The organism is Micromonospora acroterricola (assembly GCF_003172955.1).
GTDB lineage: Bacteria > Actinomycetota > Actinomycetes > Mycobacteriales > Micromonosporaceae > Micromonospora > Micromonospora acroterricola.
Genome location: NZ_QGKR01000303.1, coordinates 105,353 through 128,145 on the forward strand (window position 1 = coordinate 105,353; position 22,793 = coordinate 128,145).

Sequence of the window (22,793 nt, forward strand, 5' to 3'; positions counted from 1 at the left end):
CGATGTGCGGGCGCGGGTCGGCGGAGGGCCTCACCGTTCGCGCGCTTCCCGCCGCACCGCGCCGTCCCAGGTGGCCCGGCCGACGACGGCTCGCGCCACCGGCACGGACACGGCGCGCACCAGCGCCCCGATCCGATCGGCCAGCCGGCCCACGCTGCTCGGTCGCTGGGCGCTGAAGTGCACGTGCGCACCCACGACGGCCAACCAGGGCAGCACCGCCAGCTCCGGCCGGGGCGTACCCCGCAGCAGCAGGACCCCCGCGAGCACCGCGGCGCCGACCAGCACGGCCGGGACCCGGCCGCGCGGCACGAGGACGACGGCGAGCGCCGCCAGGCCGCCGACGGCGGCCGACAGCGCCAGCTCACCGGCGGACGCGGTGCCGGCGAGCAGCCGGCCGGTCACCGCCGCCGCCGTGCCGGCCACCAGCACGGCCAGGTTCCACGGCGCGGAGACCCGGGTACGGCGACGCAGCGCCGCCCAGTCCGAGACGTCGCCGTCGGCGCCGGGAGGCAGGTCACCGGCGGGGACCCGGGTGGGCAGCCAGCGGGCCAACGCCAGCAGGTGCTCGCGGGCGTGCTCGGCGCGGGCGGTCCACACGAGGTGGCCATCGTCGGCACGGGCGAAGGCCAGCGCCTCCAGCGCCCAACGACTGGTGACGAAGGCGATCCCGAACGCCCACAGCGTCACCACGGTCGCGACCGCCAGCGCCGGCGGCCGACCCAGGTCGACGGCGAGCGCGAGACCGGTCGCGCCCCGGATCACGTAGCCGGCCCCGACCACGATCCACAGCAGCACCAGCAGCGGCCGGACGGGGGGCGGCACCTGAGTGGCGCGACCGGTGGCAGCGGACCGGATGGCCTCGTAGGCGATCGCGACCCCGAAGACGCCCAGGGTCAGCGTGGCCAACAGGCCACCCAGGCGCAGACCGGGCAGCAGCAGCGCCACGGCGCCGGTGGCGACGAGCCGCAGCACCGCCACCGCGCAGCTCGCGCCGATGCGTGCCCGGCCCCGCTCCACCGGACCGGGCAGGCGACCCCGGGACCGCTTCGCTGGGTGCTGCTGGTCGGCGACGAAGCCGCGCACGTCGTTCCACTGGTAGCGGGCCGGATAGATGAGCAGCTCCAGCACCGCCAGCACGACCAGCGCCCGGAGGAGTTGCGTCGCGGTGACGCCGCCCTCGGCGAGGGCGCCCAACGTGAAGGTGGCCGGCAGGATGAGCGCCTTCACCAGGTCCTTGGGGCGCGGCATGGCCAGGTAGCCGGCAAGTGACCGGCCCTCACCGTCGTCCGGCGCGTCGGGAGCGGATGGCGGAGCGAGGTGGGCTGAGGGTGGTTCGGACACGACGGTCCGCACGGCGGCTGCGGTCACCCGGGTGCCACTTCCCCCGCCGCGGCCAGGTGAAACCGGAGACGACGCCCGTCACAGGCGCACGCCCACCAGTGGTAGTTGAGCGATGACTGTCCGTTACCTTCTCGATCGGCCCTGAAATGTTGCCGTGTTCGAGGTTTGCCGGCCGGCGCGCAAGGAAGTAGGGGCCCGACGCGACGAAGGGAACTCGACATGTCCGCACGCACGTTCGGCCGGCTCTCCGGAAAACTCGTCATGCGCCGTGACCGCGCTCCCGCGAAATTCCGCGGTCGTCGGTTCGCCCTCGTCGCCGCGTCGGTCACCGTCCTGGTCGCCGCCGGGTGCGGCGGCTCGGACGACGACGGCAGCTCCGGCGGCACCACCACGTTGACCTTCGTCAACGCCCAGGATCCGGGGACGTTCGACAAGGTGATCGCCAGCTTCGAGGCGGCCAATCCCACCATCAAGATCAAGCAGCAGGCCGTCCCGTTCGACGACCTCAACACCACCGTCCAGTCCCGACTCGGTTCCAAGGACCCGAGCATCGACCTCTACGACGTGGACGAGCCCCGGCTGGCGGCATTCGCCGCCCGCGGCTTCCTCGAGCCGCTCGACGATCTGCGCCAGCAGGCCGAGGGCAAGATCGACCCCAACGCGCTGAAGATCACGACCTACAACGACAAGCAGTACGCCATGCCCCGCTGGACCTCCAGCCAACTGCTCTACTTCAACAAGGACCTGCTGGCCAAGGCCAAGGTGCCGGCGCCCAGCAGCGATCCCGCGAGCCCCATGACGTGGGAGGACGTCACCGCCGCCGCCAAGAAGGCGCAGGCCGCCGGCGCGAAGAACGGCCTCATCTGGGACCAGGTCGACCGGTACTACCAGTTGCAGCCCCTGGCCGAGTCCGCTGGCGGCGGCCCGGGCCTCAAGGGCGACAAGCTCCTCGAGGCGGACGTCACCAACGCCGGCTGGACGAGGGCCTTCACCTGGTACCACTCGGTGTTCCAGGAAGGCGTGGCACCGCGAGGCATCAATCCCGAGCAGACGCCCTCCCTGTTCGCCAACGGCGAGACCGCCTTCTTCGCCGGGGGTCCGTGGAACTCGGCGGCCTTCGACAAGGACAAGACCGTGGACTACGGCGTCGCGCCCGCTCCGGCGTTCGCCGGTGGCAGGCCCGCCACCTCGACCGACTCGTGGTCGACGGGGATCAGCCCGTTCTCCAAGCACAAGGACGCGGCGAAGAAGTTCATCAGCTACATGACCATCGACCCGACCGGCGCCACCGAGACGACCAGCAACAACATCCCGGTGCAGAAGGACGCCTTCCGGACGTACCTGGACACCCTCTCCGCGAAGGGCGAGCGGTACAAGCAGATGGCGGACATCATCGAGTACGCCCTCGCCAACACCTCGGTCTCCCGTCCGGTCACCGTCGGCTACGTGGACGTCGAGTCGACGATGAACAAGGCGTTCGCCGACATCCGCAACGGCACCGCGGCGCCGGACCGGCTGGCGCAGGCCAACGACGAGATCAACCGCGCCCTCGAGAAGTACAGCAGGTAGCGCTCGATGGTGACCACACCAGACACCCGTACCGCCCCCCGGTCCGCTCGCCGGCTGGGGGGCGGCCGGGGGCGGCGGTCCGGCCGGAGACGGTACGGCGACCTCCCCATCGCGCTGACGTTCCTGCTGCCCGCGGTGATCGCCGCGGTGGTGCTCCGGCTCTGGCCCACGGCCCGGGCCGTGTGGGACAGCCTGCGCAGCACCCCGCTCGGCGTGGAACCGACCAGATGGGTCGGCCTGGACCAGTTCAGGTGGCTCATCGACGACCCGGCCTTCCTCAACTCGCTGAAGGTCACCCTGCTGTTCGGCATCATCGTCAACCCGCTCCAGATCGCCGTCGCGCTGGTGCTGGCGGTCATCTTCAACGAACGGATCCGCGGGGCCGGGCTGATGCGGACGCTGGTGTTCCTGCCGGTGGCGATCCCGCAGAGCGTCTCGGCCGTCATCTGGGCGGTCGCCTTCCGACCCGACGGCCCGCTCAACGGCATCCTCGATCGACTCGGCATCGCACCCCAGGGCTTTCTCACCTCGCCGGGCCAGGCCCTGCCGTCGATCATCCTGGTGGTGTCGTGGATCGGCGTCGGCTACTGGATGATGTTCCTGATCGCCGGCCTCAAGGAGATCGACCCGACGCTGTACGAGGCGGCGGGCCTGGATGGCGCCGGTCGGTGGGCCCGGTTCCGCCACGTGACGGTGCCGCAGCTGCGCCGGCAGCTCGCCTTCGTGCTGGTGGCGGACACCATCTCGAACCTGCTGGTCTTCGCCCCGGTGCAGATCCTGACCAACGGCGGGCCGAACGGCCGGACCAACCTGATCATGAACGATGTCTTCGAGCGCGCCTACACGCAGGTCGACGTGGGAGCGGCCTCGGCAGCCACCGTGGTGGTCGTGGTGATCGCGCTGGCCATCGTCCTCGTCCAGTTCCGGCTGTTGTCCCGAGGGAGTGACTAATGCCGACGCAGATGTCCCACCGGCGATCGGCAGCGGGCGAGAGCGCAGCGGCCGTCCGTTCTTCCAGGGCGGCGAGACGGCCCAGGGTCGGGATGGTCCTGCTCGGCACGCTCATCGCGGCCGCCTTCGTGCTCCCGCTCTGGTGGACGGTGGCCAGCGCCCTCCGCCCGCAGCGGGAAACCTTCGCCACCATCTCGCCGGTGTCCCTGTGGACGCTGGTGCCGCGCGACCTGACGCTGGGCAACTTCACCAGACTCTTCGACACCGACTTCGCCCAGGCCATGCTCAACTCGGCCATCGTCACCCTGGGCACGCTGATCGGGGGCCTGGCGATCTGCGCCGCCGCCGCGTTCGCCCTGGCGGTGTTGCAGTTCCCCGGACGGGCCGTCTTCTTCGCCGTCATGGTGGTGTCGTTCCTGATCCCGTTCGACGCCATCGCCATCCCGCTGATGTCGATCTTCCGCGGCGCCGGGCTGGAGAACTCGTACCTCGCGCTCATCCTGCCGGGCATCGGCAACGGCTTCGCCGTCTTCCTGCTGCGCGGCTTCTTCCTGGGCATTCCCAGCGAGCTGACCGAGGCGGCCCGGATGGACGGGCTCGGCTGGTGGGGGGTCTTCTGGCGGATCTACCTGCCGCTGTCCAGACCGGCGCTGATCGGCGCCGGCCTGATCCTGTTCGTGTTCCAGTGGCAGGCGTACCTGTGGCCGCTGCTCATCGCACCGGACCCGGAGATGAAGGTCGCCCCGGTGGCGATCGCCCAGTTCGCCGGCCAGCAGGGCGTGGACTTCGGCGCCATCTTCGCCGGGGCCACCATGACGCTGCTGGTGCCGCTGCTGGTCCTGCTCTTCTTCCAGCGCTACTTCACCCAGTCGGTCTCCGCGTCCGGAGTCAAGGGGTGAGTGATGCGGTCGAGCGGGATCCACGGGCGCATGACTACGGCGACGCCTCGCTGACGATGGGGTGAAGGATGTCGAGAACGGCCTGGCGGCTCCGTCCCAGGGATGGATGCGGCCACCGTGGCCGTACCACACCAGGGAGACCCAGTATGACGATCCAGCGGATGGACAACGTCCTCATCGTTGTCGAGAACCTTGACGCTGCCATTGCGTTCTTCGTCGAACTCGGCATGGAGCTGGAGGGCAGGTCGCCAGTCGAGGGACGTTGGGTGGAGCGGGTCATCGGCATCGACGACGTCCGACAGGACGTCGCCATGCTGCGGACGCCGGACGGCCACGGCCGGATCGAGCTGGCGATGTTCCACACGCCGAAGGCGATCAGCACCGAGCCGAAGGATGCACCGGTGAACACTCTGGGCATTCGTCGCGTCATGTTCGCCGTCGACGACATCGAGGACGTCGTTGCCCGCCTGCGCAACCACGGAGCCGAACTGGTCGGCGAGCTGGCGCAGTACGAGGACATCTATCGGCTCTGCTACGTCCGTGGCCCCGAGGGCATCATTGTCGGACTGGCTCAACAGCTCACCTGACGGCCACTTCCAAGTGGGCAAGGCTTGTGCTGGCGGAACGGCGGCCCTCGTGACGGCGAACTGCACCGGTCGACTCGCGAAGGTGCCACCTTCGCGGCCGCTCAGTCGAGACAGAACTCGTTGCCCTCGATGTCCTGCATCACGAGACACGACTCGTTGTCGTCATCGGCCGGCAGGAGTCGCACGCGTACCGCGCCGAGCGCCACCAGTCGTGCGCATTCGGCCTCAAGTGCGGCCAGGCGCTCCTCACCCACGAGCCCGGTGCCGACGCGCACGTCAAGATGCAGCCGATTCTTGACGACCTTGCCTTCGGGTACGCGCTGGAAGAACAGTCGCGGGCCCACGCCGCTGGGATCGATGCAGGCGAACGCTGCGCCCTGCTGCTCAGGCGGCAGAGCGCGATCGAAATCGTCCCAGGAAGCAAAGCCCTCGGGTGGCGGCGGTACGACGTACCCCAACACCTCGCACCAGAAACGAGCGACGCGCTCAGGTTCTGCGCAGTCGAAGGTGACCTGGAACTGCTTGACCGACGCCATCGGTCCACTCTAGAGGCGGGTCCTCCGTCGTCTCCACGGACCCGCCGCCGGCCCGGTCGTGGCACATGCGGTCGACCCGTGACGATGAGTGCCCTGGAGATCTACACCCCGGTCTCGTCCGAGGCCACCCGCGAAGCCCTCAGGCGCCTCGGCGACTCGCTCGCCCGCTGACTGTTGTCGCCGGACGGCAGCCGTCCGAGGCCGTCGTTCAGCCCTGGCGGTTCGGGTCGGTCAGTGCGTCCCAGTCGTCGGTGCTCATCGGGAACGGCCCCCAATGCGGCAGGTAGAAGGGCCGACGCGGCGGGTCGGCAACCGTGAACGGCTTGAACGCCGGATCCGCAATCACCCGGTAGACGAATTCGGCCGTCGACATGTCGAACTGGCGCCACGGGTCGGCTTCCCGCCGTGCAACCACTGGCCACCGGCCGGGCTCCACCGAGCGGTTCGTCAGCCAGTAGTACTCCCCCTCGACCTGATCGCTGCCCCACTGGATCAGCCCCGACCCCTTGTCGGGCTCGTAGATCTCGTAGGGGGCCCACAGCCCCGCGAACTCATGCCCGCTCGCCCACTGCCGACAAGAGGCCCACGTCCGAAGCAGCGGCTGCGCGTGATCGTCGGCCGGCCGCAGAAGGTCCAGGTAGGCGTAGAACGCCCCCGGCACGAACCGTCGACACAGCTCCTTGAAGTCCGAGGGCAGCGCCACGCCCAGCGTCGCTTCCACCTGCTCCCAGCCAGCGCCGTCCTCGGGCTCCTGGTGCCATCCGGTCACATCGATGATCCGGTCGATCCACGTCAGCTGACCAGTCACGCCCGCAAAGTAACAGCACAGGCGGACATCACCGGCCCCCTTCCTCAGACGCCTCTTGCATCGCCTCCGACATCACCTTTGGGGCGGTAGGCCCGTTTCCTCATGAGGGGCGGATGGAGGTCCGGTATGGAGGGTTACCCAGCAATCGAGGATCACGGGGTCATCGGTGATCTGCAGACAGCGGCGCTGGTTGCTCGTGATGGCACGCTGACGTGGTTCTGTGCTCCTCGGTTCGATTCGCCAAGCATCTTCGCTGGCCTTCTCGATCGGCACCGAGGCGGCTACTTCCGGATCTCGCCCGACGGCGTCCGATACGTGTCCAAGCAGCTCTACCTGCCGGACACCGCCATCCTGATCACGCGGTTCATCAGTGCGGACGGGGTGGGAGAGGTCGTCGACTTCATGCCGGTCGCCGGCGAGCAGCCCACCGACCGGCACCGCATCGTCCGGGTTTTGAACATAGTCCGCGGCAGCATGCGGTTCCGCGTGGAGTGTCGTCCGCGCTTCAATTACGGGCGTGACCGGCACGAGCTGGAAATTCGGTCCGACGGAAGCGTCTTCCGCAGCGCGTTGACGACTCTGACGCTGCGAGTGTCACGTCCGGTTCGACGCCTGGTTCCCGAGGAGAACATCCGCAACGAGAACGGGGATCTGGTGGCCTTCGCGACCCTGCACCAGGGCGACAGAGCCGCGGTCATCATCGACACCGCCTCTCCGGACGAGCCGCACCTCATACCGTACGAGCAGGTTCAGGCCATGTTCGAGCAGACGCGCGACTACTGGCGCGGCTGGCTGGACCGGTCCCGGTACACCGGGCGGTGGCGCGAGATGGTCGAACGCTCCGCCATCACGCTGAAGCTCATGACGTACGCGCCCACCGGCGCGATGGTCGCCGCACCGACCACCGCCCTGCCCGAGGAGCTCGGCGGCACCCGCAACTGGGACTACCGCTACACCTGGATCCGCGACACCTCCTTCTCCGTGCAGGCGCTGCTCGGGCTCGGCTTCACTGACGAGGCCGGCCGGTACATCGACTGGCTCGACGAACGGGTCCGCGAGGCTGGCGACAACGACATACCTCTGAAAATCATGTACCGCGTCGACGGCAGCTCGGACCTGCACGAGGAGACCCTCGACCACTTCGAGGGCTACCGCGGCTCTGCACCTGTCCGCATCGGTAACGAGGCAGCAGACCAGTTGCAGATCGACATCCACGGTGAGGCCCTGTACGCCATGCACAGTGCCGACCAGCAGGGCATCCGGGCCTCCCACGACGTCTGGGAAAGCACCGTCCGACTCGTCGACTGGCTTTGCCGCAACTGGGACCAGGCCGACGCCGGCATCTGGGAGAGCCGCCACCACCCACGCGACTACACCTACGGCCGGCTCATGTCCTGGGTCGCCTTCGACCGGGCGATCCGCCTCGCCGCACGACACGGGCGACCCGGCGACATCAACCGCTGGGTTCAGCAGCGCGACGCCGTCTACCGCCAGATCATGCGGCACGGGTACCACCCCGGCCGTCAATCCTTCGTCCAGGCATACGGGGAGAACGTCCTCGACGCCGCGCTGCTCATGATGCCCGCCGTTGGTTTCGTGGCACCCTCGGACCCCAGGTGGCAGTCGACGCTGCGCGCGATCGACCAGGACCTCGTCTCCGACAGCCTCGTCTACCGGTACGACCCCGCCGCCTCCCCAGACGGACTTCCCGGCAACGAAGGCACCTTCAACATGTGCACCTTCTGGTACGCCCAGGCTCTCGCCTGCTCCGGCCGTCTCGACGACGCCCGCCTCACCTTCGAAAAGATGCTCACCTTCAGCAACCACCTCGGCCTCTACGCCGAAGAAATCGCCCCTACCGGCGAACAGATCGGCAACTACCCGCAGGCATTCAGCCACCTCTCCCTCATCAACACCGCTCTCGCCCTCGACCAACTCCACAACCAGCGCCGGTAGGCCACGCCCCGGTTGAAGCGGAAGAGCCGCTGCTCCCCCACCAGCGGGAACGCAGTCCGACGCCTGCTCACACGGCGTCTCGGGCTGTCATCACTGCTGGCTGATTGACGATGCTTGACAGTGCCTGTGCCCCCTCTGCGCCCCGAGTGCCTGCGCTCGGGGGAGGACGGATGTCGAGCTGCCGGCAAGGTAACAGCACAGGCGGATATATCATCGCCAGTCATCGCTCGCTCGCCTACCGCTGCTCTAGGGCAGCAGAAAGGCCACCTCCCGTTTCCGGGAAGTGGCCTTTGACCCCCGTGGGCGATGCTGGTATCGAACCAGCGACCTCTTCGGTGTGAACTCTCGGCAGCGTGATCGGATCAGGCTTGATGCGAGGTCAGACGGTTTGCTGGCGCGCTTATCTGCTCGGTTCGGCTGGCACGGTTGCTGTACTTCGCTGCTGTACTGCTGGCGTCAGACGATGCGCTGGATGCGGACCTTCGGGCGCACGTTTCTCAGGTGTCCTTGCTTGTGTTGGCGGACCTGCTCGTCCCAGACCTCCTGGTCGTAGTCCGGGTCCGGTGGGATCCACTTGTGCGAGCCGTCGCTGTAGTGAAACTTCTCGTCGCCAGGCCGCAAGATGCTCACCGAAGCCAGCCGAGGAAGCGTCTGTGCAGCGCACCCGCCGGCACCCAGGTCAGGTCCTCGGAGGCCCGCACCAGCTGGGCACCTAGGTAGAGAGCCAGGGCGACCGGTGCGTCGTCGAACTCGGCGCGTAGCTCGCGCTGCCGCGTGCGGCAGGGCCAGGGCGCATCGCAGCCGCCGCAGCTCCAGATCGGCAGCACCGGGCCGTGCGTGGTCATGCGCGGCCTCCGAGCAGCGCCGCCGTCAGGGACCTCGTCTGCCGGTTGGTCGCCGAGTCCACCTTCCAGCACGGGTACGGCGTGAGCCGCGACCACCACGCCCGACAGCCGATGCAAAGGCCGTCTTTCCCGGGCAGACGTACGACCAGTATTTGCCGCTCGGCCTCGTTGCTCACTACTCCTCCTCGGCGGGCCAGTGCCCCCGGTTGATCGGGATGCGGTGTCGGCTGCGACAGGGCAGTTCCGCCCCACAGCGGCAGATCCAGCTCCACTTCCGCCACGACCATGCCTGGCGGTGTCGCCGTGCCAGGGTCATCGCGACGGCGATCAGGTACTGGTCGTAGGTCACTCGTCGCCATGGTGGTGTCCTGTCCCGCATCGCTGGCTCCCTCCACCGGGCAGCACTCCATGGCCGACCCCGAACGACGGGACCGGATCTGGAACGTTCGGTAACTGCGACGCTACGATCACGACGACGGCGGTTGGACTCACCCGCAGTACGAGTGAGCAGGCCAGATGAGCTGCCGCGGCTTGGTTTCACGGCGGAACGTCGACCACGGGTCAACGTAGGGATGACGCATGAGCGGCCACGGACGATCAGCACCACATCGCGGCGAGGTGACCGGCTACCTGTTCAAGCTGATCCGGGAGTCCATCCCGCTCACGCAGGAGCAGCTCGCCGTCGACCTTGACGTCGATCGCGTGACCGTGCAGAGCTGGGAGTCCGGGCGCCGGCCATTCACCGCGGTACCGCTCGGGCAGGCGATCGCCGTCCGACGCCGGCTCGGACGGCTCGGCGCGAACATGCTCCTGCTCGCAGCACTTGACGACGCCGCCGAGGCGGATCTCATCCTCGCCGCCGTCCTCAACGAACATGTGGGCCGCTGCGACATCGCCGAACAGCCGCTGAGCTGGTCCGTACTCACCCACCGTCTGACCGACTTGATCCTCTGGGCCGTCCTCGGGCAGACACCGACCTTCGCCAGAGGGCTACCCATCGCCCATCCCCGGCGGGGTCCAGTCGCGTCCGGGCCGACCCTGCCCGTCGACGAGCAACGTGCGTTCTTCGCTCACCTTCACCTGCTCGCCGATCGCGCCGCAGCCGGACGACATCGGAACGTGCTGCTGCACCGGCAAGCCTGCTTCCTTGCCGGCATGGACCCCACCAAGGCAGCAGCAGGCTGGCTCAGCCAGACCACCGCCCGAGCACGCCGCACGACCACCTTTCGCACCTGGTCACCGCTGTGGCCCAACGCCCGCTCCGTCGTCACGTCCCTCGCTAACCAGGGCGACCCGGAACCGTTACGAGACTTCATCGCTCGCGCACATCCCGACGACGCCTGCGAGCGAGCGGCTCTCAACTACTCGGCCTACTGGGTGGGCGAGATCCCGTACCGCCACCGCGACGACTCCTTCATGCCCGAAGCGCTCGCTGACTGGCATGGCTCAATCCTTCTTCGGCACCTGGTCCATCGCCTCGAACCAGGGCATCCCTTCGTCGACCTCAACATCCACAACGTCTGGGCTCTGCTGGCCGCACGACGCGGTCTCGCTCTCGACAACCCCGCCGCGACTCGGGCGCTCCTCGACCGCAGTGTCCCGCTCCTGGACAGTGACCGGATCTCCGCGCAGTCGCGGCAGGAACTAACCTCTATCGTCTACAGCCTGCGGGCGGGCGGACTCACCGGCACAGGGACGGGCAGATGACCGACGATCACGACGCCGCCGGGGCGATGAACTTCATCTTCGAAGCTGGCGTCCTCAAACGCGCCGCCCGGACCGGCTGGTGGTTCGCCGGCGTCAAGCAACCCGAGTCCATCGCCGAGCACTCCTTCCGAACGGCGCTCATCGGAATGATGCTCGCCGCCATGGAGGGCGCCGACCCAGCCCGAGTGTCGATGCTCTGCGTCCTGCACGACACCCAGGAAACCCGAATCACCGACATCCCACACATCGCCAAGCGCTATCTCACCGCCGTACCCAACACCGCCGTCACCGCCGACCAGGTCGCCGCCTGTCCCCCAGCCGTCGCCGAAGTCATCACCGCCGCAATCGGCGAATACGAAGCTGGCGAGACACTAGAAGCCGTCGTCGCTCGTGACGCTGACAAGCTGGAATGCCTCGTCCAAGCCGTCGAGTACCGCCACCAAGGCGTCGACAACGTGCAGCGCTGGATCGACAGCTCACGAGCCGCTCTGAAGACCGCCAGCGCCCACCGCCTTGCCGACGCCGCCCTCAGCGGACAACCCCTGGCCTGGCTCACTCCCCCGCCGCAGGAGTAAGAGTTCAAAGCTGCGCGCGGGTTGTATTGATCCCGGCGACCGGCCGTCCGGCCCAATGGTCACCCAGTTGTCCACTCACGAGCCGCGCAGACGGCTATGCTTCCTCACCTCTGCCGCGCAACTGAGCAAGGCCCTGGCCACCACCTCGGCCCGGTCGGCCGACAACCACAACGAGCCATGTGGCACATCATCATCAGGACCGGCCAACCCATCCGTCAGAGTCTCTGCTGGCACTTCGACGTCGTGCCGAACGAAATGACGCCTCTGCTGTAGTCGACGAAGGCATCCAGATACCGGTCATCATCGAACGTCACTCCTGCATGCTGCCACGGCACCGGCCCGACCTCACCCCTCCTCCTCGACTGCTTCGTCCCAAAGGAACGATGCCGGTCCGACGAACTGCAGAGCCAGCGGGCTTGTGATCTGCGGACGGTCCGCTGACGTCCACCGGCGTCCGTCGTGGGCAGCACCCGCCGTCACCCAGTTAGCCACTCAGCCTGCTCGTGTAGCAGTCAGTTCAGCGGCCGTCGTGCGTGCACGTCGTCTTGGCTCAAGGCCGCAAGTTCATCGAGCGCAGGACTACCCACGCGCTTCAGACGACCGGTGGTGACCACTGGATCGGGCACAGATCAGGCACACAGCAAGGATCTCGACGGCTGGCCACGGAGAAGGCATGATCGGGAGGTCGAACAGCGGGAGGTCCAATGGATAACGAACAGGCAGGGCAGGTGCTGCTATGTCCCGAGTGTGAGACAGCCACCCTGGCTGCATTACGCGGCGCGGTCGAGGTTCGGGATCCAAACTATGGTCCGCCCAGTCTCTACAGCCTGGTCCGGTGCAACAAGTGCACAAACCCCGCCGTCCTGCTTCAGGAGGACTACGGCCAAGGTTGGGATGATCCGGTACGTATCTGGCCCCACAACGAACGGCTGCTGAGTTCCGCCATCCCAGCGTCGTTGCGCCGCGAAGCCGAGGAAGCACGTGCGTGCTACGACGCGAAGGCGTTCACGGCGGCTGTGGTAATGGTCCGGCGAACCCTGGAAGGCGTTTGCCAAGAACACGGCGTTGACGATCGCCCCTTGGCTAAGGCACTGCAGAGGATGCTTGACCAAGGCCATCTTGACGCACGCCTCTTGGAATGGAGCCAAGAGCTTCGTGCATTGGGTAACGCAGGCGCGCACTACACCGGAAGCGCCGTAAGCAGGGAAGATGCGCGAGACGCGCTAGAACTTGCGGAGGCCATGCTCGATCACCTTTACGTTCTGGCGAAGAGGTTCAAGGAGTTCAAGGATCGCCGCAGCGCGAACTGACTCGTCATCCCGTTCGCCGTCGACCCTCAATGGGATGGCCCCCACCCTATCCAGTTACAACAAAGGGGCCGTCTCGATCTTCCGAGATGACCCCTCACCTGCGTCGGGACGGCCGAATTCGAACCGAGCACCCCTTGACCCCAGACAACAGCCAAGCCCCTCTCACCAGCCCTTACGCGTCGATGAGTTGGTTCCGAACGTCCCTCGAAGTCCGTGGTTGTCCACCAGCGTACGACCCGATCGTCAAGCAGTTAGTCAGAGCGGAGCCAAATGCTCACGGACCTCTGCGACCGCGTTGGCAAGGGCTTCCACTCCGTCTGTGATGGCGCGTTCGGTGAGGGTGGCGTAGCCGAAGATCAGCCCGCCGGGTCCGGCGGGGCTCAGTCGGTACCGGGAGACGCCTTGCACGACCAGTCCGTGCCGGGCGGCGGCAGCCACGACCGGGGCCTCGTCGAGGTCGTGCGGGAGCCAGGTCACGACGTGTTGGCCCGCCGCGACACCGACCGGTTCCAGTTCGGGCAGCCGTGCGCGCAGTGCGGCCAGGAGTGCGTCGCGGCGGCGGCGGTAGACCGGGCGCATGCGCCGTAGGTGCCGGTCGAATTCGCCGCGGGCGAGGAAGTCGGCGAAGGTTAGTTGGTCGATGACGGGAGAGCCGCGGTCGGCCCGTACCTTGGCCGCAGTGATTTCGTCGACCAGGTGTGGTGGCGCCAGCAGCCAGCCGAGGCGCAGCCCTGGCGCCAGGGTCTTGCTCGCTGTGCCGCAGTAGACGACGGTGTCGGGCGCCAGCCCCTGCATGGCGCCGACGGGCGAGCGGTCGTAGCGGTACTCGGCGTCGTAGTCGTCCTCGATCACCACGGCGCCGCGGCGCTGCGCCCAGCCGATGACCCGGGCCCGCGCGGTGGCCGACAGGACCCCGCCGGTGGGCCACTGGTGCGAGGGCGTCAGCACGACGGCGTCCGCGTCGGTCTGTTCGAGCTTCTCGACGAGAATGCCGTCCGGCCCGACCGGGACGCCGATCACCTCCAGGCCGGCGGCGGCCGCGACGGGGCGGGCGTCGTCGTCCGCGGACGGGTCCTCGACGGCCAGCCGGCGGGCGCCGCGCGCCGCGAGCACCTGGATCAGCAGCGCGACGCCCTGGCCGTACCCACTGCAGATCACGACGTTCTCGGGGTGGGCCGACGTGCCGCGGACCCGGTTGAGGTAGTCGGTCAGGGCTGCGTGCAGTTCGGGCACGCCACGCCCGTCGAGGTAGGCGAAGCGTTCGTTCGGCGTGCTGGTGAGGACCGTTCGCACCGAACGCAGCCAGGCGGCCCGAGGGAACGACGACACGTCGGTGCGGCCGTACCCGAAGTCGATCCTGGCCGCCGACCTATCCCCGGCGCAGGGATCCGCTGGCGGCGGAATCGGCTCGACCGCAACCCGGGTGTAGCCGCCAGCCCGACTGGTGAGGTAGCCCTCGGCGACGAGTTGCTGGTAGGCCTCGACCACGACGCCGCGTGAGACTCCCAAATCGCCCGCGATGGTGCGGGTGGGTGGCAGGGACGTCCCGAGACGCAACCGGCCGGCCCGGATGCTGCCCCGGATCGAGGCGGCGATCTGCCGGTGCAGCGGTTCGGCTGCGGACCGGTCGACATCGATGAGCAGGTCCTCCGCCGTGCTCGAATTGGTCCTGATTCGGCCCATGCAATCGGACCTTACCGGGTGTACCGATTTCCGTCAGGCTCAGACGTATGACGACAGTGACCAGCGCTCGCTTCGACGGCCGCCTCCTCATCCCGGGCGACCCGGGTTACGACGCGGCCCGCACCATCTGGAACGCCATGATTGACCGCCGCCCGCGGATGATCGTGCGGGCCGCGAGCGTCACCGACGTGGTGACCGCGGTGCGCCTGGCCCGCGAACTCGACCTGGAGATCGGGGTGCGCTGCGGCGGGCACAACGTGGCCGGCCTCGCCGTCCCCGCGGACGGCCTGATGATCGACCTGACCCCGTTGAACGGCGTTCGGGTCGACCCGATCCGGCGGCGCGCCCGGGTCCAGGGCGGCGCGCTGCTCGGCGCACTCGACCGGGCGTCGCAGCCATACGGCCTCGCCACGACCGCGGGTAATGTCTCGCACACCGGGGTCGGCGGCCTGACCCTTGGCGGCGGCATGGGCTGGCTCGCCCGCCAACACGGGTTGGCCTGCGACAACGTCGTCTCCTACAGAATGGTCACCGCCGACGGGGAGGTGGTGACCGCGAGCCGAACCGAGAACCCCGACCTCTACTGGGGCCTGCGCGGCGGGGGCGGCAACTTCGGCATCGTCACCGACTTCGACTTCCAACTGCATTACACCGGGACGCAGACCCTGGTCGCCGAGTTCGACTTCCGCGCCGAGGACGCCGTGCCGGTGCTCCAAGGCTGGCGGGACCTGAACGCCGTCGCACCGCGGCAGGCGACCTTCACCGCCGATGTCCACAGCACGGCCATCGGCCCTATCGCCACCGTCGGCTTCGTATGGGTCGGCGACCCGGCACAGGGTCGCCGGTTGCTGCCGGCGATGCGCGCGCTCGGGCGCCCAGTCGCTGAGCGGGTCACCACCCCGTCATACCTGGAACTGCAGCAACGTGACGACACCGTCGGCGGCCACGCTTACCGCCGGTACTCCAGCGCGCACTACCTGCGGCAGTTCCCCACCGCCGCGATCGAGGCGTTCCTGCTGCGCGGCGCGACGGACCTGCACGCTGGCACCTACCTGCCCGGCGTCGGCCTACAGGCGCACGGCGGCGCCATCGCCGACGTCGCGGACGCCGACGCCGCGTTCAGCCACCGCGGCACCACATTCGAGTACAGCGCCGGCTCCCGCTGGACCGAACCAGCCCAAGACGACCTCCGGATGGCAGCGGCTCGCACTGCCGGAGCCGCCCTCGACCCGTACGCCGACGGCGTCTACGTCAACTCGCTCGCCGCCGACGAGGGGCAACGCGGGCTACGCCGCGCATACCCAGCCGCCAAGCTCGCCAGGCTCACAGCACTCAAGACGATCTGGGACCCGCACAACGTGTTCCACCTCAACCACAACATCCAGCCCCACAGCCAGTAGCGCAGCCGGCTGCTCCTGCCCGCCCTGGTAGAGGTCGTCGGTGGCAAGCTGACCGCCGGGTCAACGTCGGACGGCGGCTTTTCGGTGTCCGCCACACTTCCGGTGTACCTGCCAACGGCGGCGGAGCGGTCATAGAGCATGTCTGGTGACCCCGGCTCCTGTCCGTTAAGGACCGGCGCCGTTGATGCCCGTGTAAGGATCAGCGACCCGCCGCCGGTGAACCGTTGGACCGTCCCGGCCACGAGTCGACCCCGAGCAATGCGCCTCCACCCAGAGGGTCAGTCCTCGTCGTCCTTCTTCTTGTCGCGGTCCATGGCCAGGTCGAGCGCGAGGACGCTGCCGATAATGAGCAGCGGGTCGACGTTAGAAGTGACCTGCACGGCGTAGGTGTCCCGGATCGTCAGCCACCGCTTGGAGACCGCGGCCACCTCGGTGCCGTCGCGTTCGATCACGTACTCGTGGTCGAGCAGGTCACCCTTCATCTCCAGGTCGTCGGGCCCCGGCACGTCGATGGTGAACTTGTCGCGGAACGGCGTGAGCAGATTCTTGCGGACCTCTGCGGCCTTCTCGCCGCCGATCCGGATCTCGTACGTGGGACGCAGCGCCACCAGGTGCCGGTGCAGCGTGGCGACCTCATGGCCGGAGGCGTCCTCAATGACGACCTTGTTGCGGACGCTGAGCACCTTGCCGTCGACGTGGAAGACCTTGGTGCCGTGCTCGTCGAGCACGTCGAAGTCGTCGCCGATCGAGAAGAACCGCTCCTTAATGACAAACATGATTCGATTCTCCCCCACCGCGCCCGGAAGTGCCGGCCGGCCGGGCGCGGCCGGCCGCCACCGCCGCCGTCACATCGGTCGGCACCGCAGAAATGACACCCTCCAGCGGCGCACGCCGAACCACGAGAGCCAACTGGCGTACGCGATCCTGGACGGCACGCTGATTGCGGTCGACCGGCTGGCAGACCAGATGGAGTGATGAGCACGAATTCATCGGCACGACCGGACGCTGACCGGTCGTGCGGTCGGCGGCAGATCCGTGCACTTGATCACGTCACCCGGCGGGTTCGATACGCAGGACGGCAACGGTGTCGCCGATCTTGACGACCTCCAAGCTCATGACGTCGTTAATGGTCGCGACGCTTCCCACCTTGCAGCTCATTCCAACACCGCCGCCGCCCTGCGACGACACGCCGCCACCACCGGAACAGCCCGAAACGCTGTAGCCCGACCCGGTCAGCGGCGCGGCCATCTCGACCGCGGCGGCGGTGATCGCCGTAACCTCAATCGGCCCGAGGCCATACCTTTCCGGCACGGCCACGACGTCACCCACCGCGACCTCGATCTGGCACGTCCCGTCAGCGCACGGCCCGGTCGGTGCGGGCGACGGTGTGGCCGCCTGGGTGGGAGTCGGTGCGCCGACGGACGCGGATGTCTCGGAGCCGGACCCATCCGACGAATCCGCCGAACACGACGTGAGGGCGGCCAACACCACAGCGACAACAATGGCGACGACCACTGTGGACGACGTCCTCCGCATCACGGTAGCCATGAAATCCAGGCTACCCGGGCGTGACGGTCATCGGCATGAGCGTATGCCGCCCTACCGCCTCCGGGGGGCGCCAGCGCTGACGCCTTCGGGTCCGCCAAAGCGGTCACCTGCCTGAAAGGGCTGGTCAGGGCGTTGCCCATGGGATCGGTGTCTCAGATGACGGAAGCGCGGCGAACTCCGGCAAGCTCACCCGCAACGCTTCACATCGATCTGCGGCACACCCGCAGACGTGGCCGTAGGCGAACCGAGACGCCGGCCGGCGCCAGCCACCCCGGGAACAGCGCCACCTGACCACTTCGCCCTTCACTGGGAGGTCACGCCGCACCGCTCGACCACATCACCACAGGTCAAAGCCCTCGTCTCTGTCCGGCATCGGTGAGCACTTCGGGCGCGGAGACCTCTTCGCCAACCTGCACCCAATCTGCTCCCAGTTGCAAGGCCAGGCCAACCAACGGCTCCTTACTACCGTGACCTGCACACACTCCCCTGCCGGGCGACACAGAGCGCTGTCGACCGCTGCCCAGAACCGCGGAGCACTCCGCGGTGAAACAGGACGCCGCACCCCCTGGTCTGCGGGAACGTAGAGCCCAGGTAGGGGTGGGTGCAGTTGAGCGCCGTTCGATGCCGTTGGACGCAGTTCAAGGCCGTTCAGGGCACCCCGTTGCTCCCAACCCGCTCCCCCTAAACCGGGCTGCCGACCCGCCGACCGATCGTGAGCTGCCGGCCCAGCGCTTTGGTTGGCACCAGCACTGGCTCCCGCAGCCGCATCGGTCAATCGGGAAGCACGCTCACGATCGCCGCGCCTTGTCAGCGGCAGATCCGGGCGCCTGATCTTGGCGAGACATATGGCAGGCAGGCACCGCCGATGACTCGGCTGGGCAGCGTTGCGTTCTGGGTCATCAGCCGATCGGATGACCGAAGCCGATGATCAGCTATTTCCATGTGCGACGGACACCCTGCGACGCTTAGGAAGGAGGCATGACCAACGAGCGGACCGTTCCCCTGCTGCCGTGCGCATCCATTGACGACATCGAAACCTTCTACGGAGTTCTCGGTTTCCGCACCACGTACAAGCAACGCAAGCCCAACGCGTGTGTGGGGGTGCAGCGGGAAGACCTGCATCTGCAGTTCTTCGAGATCGCCGGATTTGACCCGGAGGAGTCCTATGGCTCCTGTCTCGTACTCACCGCGGACATCGAGGGACTACATCGGGCATTCGCAGCCGGCATGCGCGCCGCGTACGGCAAGGTACTGGTGTCCGGAACGCCGCGGATGACCCGGCCCAGGGCGCGGAAGAACGCCGACGGGTTGGGCGGATTCAGCGTCATCGACCCGGGCGGCAACTGGATCCGCGTCTTTCGGGACGCCGCCACCGCCCCCATGCCGGCCGCCACGCCTGCCGGGCGGCTGGCCAAGGCCCTAGCGAATGCTGTCGTGCAGGCCGATTCCAGGGGAAGCGTCGGACAGGCCGTTCGGATCCTCAACAGCGCGTTGGCCCGCCCGCAAGCCGACGACGACCCGGTCGAGCAGGTAGAGGTCCTGGTCTACCGCGCCGAACTCGCGACGGTGCTGCACGATCCAAAGACTGCGGCCGAGATGCTGACCCGCGCCCGGTCCGTCACGCTCACGGAAGACGAATCCGAAAGGGCGGCACCCGCGTTCGACAACGCCGCTGAACTCGCAGCAGCACTGCGGTGACTCACCATACGAACGCCTCCATCATCTCGACATGTGCGAATGCTGGCCGACTGGCAACCGGGAGCACCATGGCCGAGGTCTTCGGGATCGCCGAAGAGGTCACCACAGCGGATGCGCTGGCCACCGCTTCGCTGGTGGGATCAGTGTCTCAGCGGATGAGACCAGCTACCGGTCCGGCGCGGCGGAACTTCGCGACCGGCATCGACATAGAGCAGATCCGGCCCTGTGGCGACCAACGACCCGTAATCGCGGGGACACAAGCCATGCTGGGAGCAGCGAGCCCTGACCACTTCGGTATCCACTGGGAGGTCACGCCGCACTGCTCGACCTCATCACCGCAGGTCAGAGTCCTCGTCTCTGCCCGGCATCGTGACCACTTCGGGCGCGGAGACCTCTTCGCCAATCTGCACCCGATCTGCTCCCAGTTGCAAGGCCAGGCCCACCGGTGGCTCCTTACCGCCTTGACCTGCACACGCTCCCCCGCCAGGCGACATAGAGCTTGTCGACGGCTGTGCAGAACCGCGGAGCACTCCGCGGGAACCAGGACGCTGCACCGCCTCTGACCTGCGGCAACGTGGAGCCGCAGGTAGGCGTGGGTGCAGTTGAGGGCCGTTCGATGCCCTTGGACGCAGTTCAGGGCTGTTCGGAGCACCGCGCTGCTCCCAATCCGCTCCCCCGAGCCAGGCTCGCCGTGGGACACCCAGGGCGCCGCGACGAGTTTTGGAACGCTACAGGGCCCCGTCGGGCAACCTCTACACCGACGAGGGCAACCACTGGGACATCCTCTACCACAACTGTGGCTGCTGACGCCTGAACCACCCGCGGTCGCCGCCGGCTCCCCGGCGGCGACCGCTCGGTGCCACCGGCGTCCGACGTGGCGGACAGGGTCACGGCGTGGCCGTCGTCCGCCTGAGCCAACCGAGTTCGGTGACCCGGGTCTGCCGCATCCGCTCCGGGAGCCGCCGGGTCTCCGGATCGGCCCCGTTGGTCTGTTCGGCGTCCGCGAGCCGCGCGCCCTGCTCCACGTGCTCACGCAGGGTCTCCCGCACGGCGCGGTCGAACGCCGCGTCGCGCAGTGAGCGCAGCACGACGAGGTCGGCCGGGATCACCATGCCGGGCAGCTCGTGCCCCTCGTGCTGGTTGACCGCCGGGAGCCCCGCGCTGCCCCGCAGCCGCCTCAGGTCGTCGAGTTCCGCGCGCCGGCCCGCCGCGATCCGCCCGGCCAGGTCCCGGATCCGCTCGTCGGTGGTCTGCCCGGATACGAGGTCAAGCGCCTTGAGTACCTGTTCGTTCATCGGGATCATCAACTGGATCCAGGCCGCGTCGGTGCCGCCGAGCGTCGCCGTGGCCGGGGTCGACACGACGGGGGCCGGCGCGGCCCTTTCCGTGGCCGGCCCGGTGGCGCAGCCGGCCGCCGGCACGAGGGCGAGCAGCAGCCCGGCAAGCAGGGCGGACAGCCTCGCCGGCCCGGTGCCGGGCCGGCGAGGAGGTACGACCGTCACGGCGTCCCGCTGACGCCGCACTTGATGATCGGGCGGATGCAGTCCCGTACCCGGCGTTCCATCTCCGCCACCGGCCAGACGTTGAAGAAGTCGCCGTGCATCGTGTAGCCGGCACCGGACGCGAGCCGGAAGCGGGCAGGGTCACCGTTCGCCGGGTACCGGATCACCTGGCGCAGCTTCGGCACGGGCACCGGGTGGCTGGCCGGGCAGTCGTTGTTCACCGGGTACGCCATGTGGCTCTGGTCTTGGTGCTGTAGACGGTCGTCCAGGCGGTGCCGTCGGCCGAGGTCTGCACCGTGAAGGCCCGCGCGAAGGCGGCCTCCCAGCGCAGCACCACCCGGCTGACGGTCGCGGTGGCGCCGAGGTCGACCCGCAGCCACTGCGGATCGCTGAACGCGCTGCCCCAGCGGGTGCCGTTGTCGCCGTCGACGGCGTTGGCGGCCGGCGTGCCGCCGTTCTCGGTGGAGGACGCCGTCGCCGGTCTGCCCTGGGACAGCAGGGGGTCGGCGGCGTCGGCCCGGATGCCCGTGGCGACCAGGTAGCCGCCGAGCATGGCGACGAGCGCCACGGCGAGCACGGCGGTACGCAGCCGCCCGCGAGCCGGTGTCGGAGATGTTGGCAAGGACAAAGGACTCCTTCCGGGCCGGGCTACTGGTAGACGCGGACGTAGTCGACGAGCATCCGCGACGGGAACGGCGTGGTGCCGTCCACCGGTCCCGGGAAGTCGCCGCCGACGGCGAGGTTGAGGATGAGGTAGAACGGGTGGTCGAAGACCCACGGCCCACGGGTCGACTCGACCGTGGCCTTGCTGGCGACGAAGACCGTCTGCCCGTCGATCTTGAAGGTGATGCCGCGACTGTCCCACTCGGCGGACCAGACGTGGAAGCCGCCGGAGAGGTCCACCCCGCCCGGTGACGCGTACTTCTGGCCGTACCCGTTGCCGCCGTTGTAGGCCGGCGCGTGCAGGGTCGAGTAGGCCTCCAGCGTGTTGCGGCCGAGGACCTCCATGATGTCGATCTCCCCGTTGTACGGCCACGGCCGCCCGGTGAGGAAGTCGGCGCCCATCATCCAGAACGCCGGCCAGAGCCCGTTGCCCTTCGGCACCCGGATGCGGGCCTCGATCCGGCCGTACTGCACGTGGAACTTGTTGCCGGTGTTCATCCGGTGCGAGGTGTACGAGCGGCCGTTGACGGCTTCCCGGCGGGCCTCGATGACGAGTGAGCCGGCGCCGTCCAGGCTGGCGTTGTCGTTGTTCGTGTAGTACTGGAGTTCGTTGTTCTGGCCGGTGCCCGGATCGATCGTCCACTTGGCCGGGTCGGGCTTGCCGCCGACGGCGCCGTTGAACTCGTCGGCGAACACGAGCCGGGTGGCCGGGAACGTCGGGTCGGGAGGCATCGTCGGCGGCGGGGTGGGGTTGCCGCCGGTGCCGTACACCTTGAACTCCCACAGCGAGTACCCGTACTGGCTGCTGCGGGCGGTGCCGTACATCCGCACGTACCGACCGGTGCCGGTCACGTCGATGGTCTCCTTGAAGCCCTTCCCGGTGGTGGTCGAGTAGACGGTGGTCCAGGTGGACGCGTTCGGCGAGACCTGAATCTGGTACGACCTGGCGTACGCGGGATCCCACTGGAGCACGACCTGGGTCACGGTGGCGGTGGCGCCGAGGTCGACGTAGATCCAACCCGGGTCGACCCAGCCGTTGGTGGGACTCGTCGCCCAGCGGCTCGCCGGGTCGTAGTCGAACGCCTTGTCCGGCGTGCAGCCGAAGCACGCGCCGTCGTTCTGGCTGGTCGACGCGACCGCCGGCTTGGCGTACGACAGCAGCGTCGCGCCGCCGGGCGGCGGGGTCGTGGGCGGCGCGACGCTGCTGTCGTACGC

24 protein-coding genes are annotated in these 22,793 nt (G+C 68.4%); 11 read left to right on the forward strand and 13 right to left on the reverse strand.

Features of this window, described 5'->3' with window-relative positions:
- Positions 1-30: 30 nt before the first annotated feature.
- Entirely contained in the window at positions 31-1,341 is a 1,311-nt protein-coding gene (locus DKT68_RS31245) for a hypothetical protein (RefSeq protein WP_161556700.1), read from the reverse strand.
- Positions 1,342-1,560: 219 nt separating this feature from the next.
- Between DKT68_RS31245 and DKT68_RS26630 the strand changes: the two genes are divergently transcribed.
- The 4 genes from DKT68_RS26630 (at position 1,561) to DKT68_RS26645 (ending at position 5,347) form a co-directional block, all read left to right on the forward strand.
- Complete coding sequence (locus tag DKT68_RS26630; protein WP_109820114.1) at positions 1,561-2,910, forward strand: sugar ABC transporter substrate-binding protein; 1,350 nt, start codon at positions 1,561-1,563, stop codon at positions 2,908-2,910.
- Positions 2,911-2,919: 9 nt separating this feature from the next.
- Positions 2,920-3,861 carry a carbohydrate ABC transporter permease gene (locus DKT68_RS26635; protein ID WP_161556701.1) on the forward strand — a complete coding sequence of 314 codons (942 nt, stop codon included), beginning with the start codon at positions 2,920-2,922 and terminating at the stop codon, positions 3,859-3,861.
- Positions 3,862-3,953: 92 nt separating this feature from the next.
- Positions 3,954-4,760 (forward strand): carbohydrate ABC transporter permease, encoded by an 807-nt coding sequence (locus DKT68_RS26640; RefSeq protein ID WP_161556702.1) that lies wholly within the window; start codon positions 3,954-3,956, stop codon positions 4,758-4,760.
- 146 nt (positions 4,761-4,906) lie between these two features.
- Complete coding sequence (locus DKT68_RS26645) at positions 4,907-5,347, forward strand: VOC family protein (protein ID WP_109820117.1); 441 nt, start codon at positions 4,907-4,909, stop codon at positions 5,345-5,347.
- Positions 5,348-5,448: 101 nt separating this feature from the next.
- On the opposite strand, the gene DKT68_RS26650 is transcribed toward DKT68_RS26645, so the two are convergent.
- The gene (locus tag DKT68_RS26650) at positions 5,449-5,883 is read right to left on the reverse strand and encodes a VOC family protein (RefSeq protein WP_109820118.1); all 435 of its coding nucleotides are present in this window, start codon (positions 5,881-5,883) and stop codon (positions 5,449-5,451) included.
- 208 nt (positions 5,884-6,091) lie between these two features.
- Positions 6,092-6,691, reverse strand: coding sequence for a hypothetical protein (locus DKT68_RS26655; RefSeq protein ID WP_109820119.1), 600 nt, complete (start codon positions 6,689-6,691; stop codon positions 6,092-6,094).
- A 126-nt stretch (positions 6,692-6,817) separates the two neighbouring features.
- On the opposite strand from DKT68_RS26655, the gene DKT68_RS26660 reads away from it, so the two are divergent.
- Positions 6,818-8,647, forward strand: a complete 1,830-nt coding sequence (locus DKT68_RS26660) for a glycoside hydrolase family 15 protein (protein ID WP_109820120.1) — start codon at positions 6,818-6,820, stop codon at positions 8,645-8,647.
- A gap of 456 nt (positions 8,648-9,103) precedes the next feature.
- Here the strand turns inward: DKT68_RS26660 and DKT68_RS31610 are convergent, their stop codons facing one another.
- From DKT68_RS31610 to DKT68_RS31250, 3 genes are all read right to left on the reverse strand, one after another.
- Complete coding sequence (locus DKT68_RS31610; protein ID WP_201749203.1) at positions 9,104-9,277, reverse strand: hypothetical protein; 174 nt, start codon at positions 9,275-9,277, stop codon at positions 9,104-9,106.
- Complete coding sequence (locus DKT68_RS26665) at positions 9,274-9,492, reverse strand: hypothetical protein (RefSeq protein WP_109820121.1); 219 nt, start codon at positions 9,490-9,492, stop codon at positions 9,274-9,276. Before DKT68_RS26665 ends, DKT68_RS31610 begins: the two co-directional genes overlap by 4 nt.
- A 175-nt stretch (positions 9,493-9,667) precedes the next feature.
- Entirely contained in the window at positions 9,668-9,841 is a 174-nt protein-coding gene (locus DKT68_RS31250; RefSeq protein WP_161556703.1) for a hypothetical protein, read from the reverse strand.
- Between the two features lie 230 nt (positions 9,842-10,071).
- Between DKT68_RS31250 and DKT68_RS26675 the strand changes: the two genes are divergently transcribed.
- The 3 genes from DKT68_RS26675 (at position 10,072) to DKT68_RS26685 (ending at position 13,084) form a co-directional block, all read left to right on the forward strand.
- Positions 10,072-11,199: a helix-turn-helix domain-containing protein gene (locus DKT68_RS26675; RefSeq protein ID WP_109820123.1), complete on the forward strand. Its 1,128-nt coding sequence runs from the start codon at positions 10,072-10,074 to the stop codon at positions 11,197-11,199.
- The gene (locus DKT68_RS26680; protein ID WP_109820124.1) at positions 11,196-11,774 is read left to right on the forward strand and encodes an HD domain-containing protein; all 579 of its coding nucleotides are present in this window, start codon (positions 11,196-11,198) and stop codon (positions 11,772-11,774) included. The genes DKT68_RS26675 and DKT68_RS26680 overlap by 4 nt, the downstream gene beginning before the upstream one ends.
- A gap of 704 nt (positions 11,775-12,478) precedes the next feature.
- Positions 12,479-13,084, forward strand: coding sequence for a DUF4145 domain-containing protein (locus DKT68_RS26685; protein ID WP_109820125.1), 606 nt, complete (start codon positions 12,479-12,481; stop codon positions 13,082-13,084).
- Positions 13,085-13,339: 255 nt separating this feature from the next.
- Here DKT68_RS26685 and pdxR read toward each other — a convergent pair whose 3' ends face one another.
- Positions 13,340-14,767, reverse strand: coding sequence for a MocR-like pyridoxine biosynthesis transcription factor PdxR (pdxR, locus tag DKT68_RS26690; RefSeq protein ID WP_109820126.1), 1,428 nt, complete (start codon positions 14,765-14,767; stop codon positions 13,340-13,342).
- Positions 14,768-14,814: 47 nt separating this feature from the next.
- Between pdxR and DKT68_RS26695 the strand changes: the two genes are divergently transcribed.
- Complete coding sequence (locus DKT68_RS26695) at positions 14,815-16,167, forward strand: FAD-binding oxidoreductase (RefSeq protein ID WP_109820127.1); 1,353 nt, start codon at positions 14,815-14,817, stop codon at positions 16,165-16,167.
- A 278-nt stretch (positions 16,168-16,445) separates the two neighbouring features.
- Here DKT68_RS26695 and DKT68_RS26700 read toward each other — a convergent pair whose 3' ends face one another.
- Entirely contained in the window at positions 16,446-16,943 is a 498-nt protein-coding gene (locus DKT68_RS26700; RefSeq protein ID WP_109820128.1) for an LURP-one-related/scramblase family protein, read from the reverse strand.
- On the opposite strand from DKT68_RS26700, the gene DKT68_RS26705 reads away from it, so the two are divergent.
- Complete coding sequence (locus tag DKT68_RS26705) at positions 16,942-17,142, forward strand: hypothetical protein (RefSeq protein WP_109820129.1); 201 nt, start codon at positions 16,942-16,944, stop codon at positions 17,140-17,142. The genes DKT68_RS26700 and DKT68_RS26705 overlap by 2 nt on opposite strands.
- Positions 17,143-17,217: 75 nt before the next feature.
- Here the strand turns inward: DKT68_RS26705 and DKT68_RS31615 are convergent, their stop codons facing one another.
- Positions 17,218-17,715, reverse strand: a complete 498-nt coding sequence (locus DKT68_RS31615) for a hypothetical protein (RefSeq protein ID WP_201749205.1) — start codon at positions 17,713-17,715, stop codon at positions 17,218-17,220.
- Between the two features lie 978 nt (positions 17,716-18,693).
- Here DKT68_RS31615 and DKT68_RS26715 point away from each other — a divergent pair.
- On the forward strand, positions 18,694-19,413 hold the full coding sequence (locus tag DKT68_RS26715) for a VOC family protein (RefSeq protein WP_109820130.1): 720 nt from the start codon (positions 18,694-18,696) through the stop codon (positions 19,411-19,413).
- Positions 19,414-20,300: 887 nt separating this feature from the next.
- On the opposite strand, the gene DKT68_RS26720 is transcribed toward DKT68_RS26715, so the two are convergent.
- The 4 genes from DKT68_RS26720 to DKT68_RS26735 form a co-directional block, all read right to left on the reverse strand.
- Positions 20,301-20,915 carry a DUF305 domain-containing protein gene (locus DKT68_RS26720; protein WP_146218437.1) on the reverse strand — a complete coding sequence of 205 codons (615 nt, stop codon included), beginning with the start codon at positions 20,913-20,915 and terminating at the stop codon, positions 20,301-20,303.
- Positions 20,912-21,148, reverse strand: a complete 237-nt coding sequence (locus DKT68_RS26725; RefSeq protein WP_109820132.1) for a DUF1996 domain-containing protein — start codon at positions 21,146-21,148, stop codon at positions 20,912-20,914. Before DKT68_RS26725 ends, DKT68_RS26720 begins: the two co-directional genes overlap by 4 nt.
- Positions 21,133-21,537, reverse strand: coding sequence for a discoidin domain-containing protein (locus tag DKT68_RS26730; protein ID WP_236647080.1), 405 nt, complete (start codon positions 21,535-21,537; stop codon positions 21,133-21,135). The genes DKT68_RS26725 and DKT68_RS26730 overlap by 16 nt, the downstream gene beginning before the upstream one ends.
- A 26-nt stretch (positions 21,538-21,563) precedes the next feature.
- Positions 21,564-22,793 (reverse strand): family 16 glycosylhydrolase (locus DKT68_RS26735; RefSeq protein WP_109820133.1); only part of this gene is annotated, 1,230 nt, incomplete at its 5' end.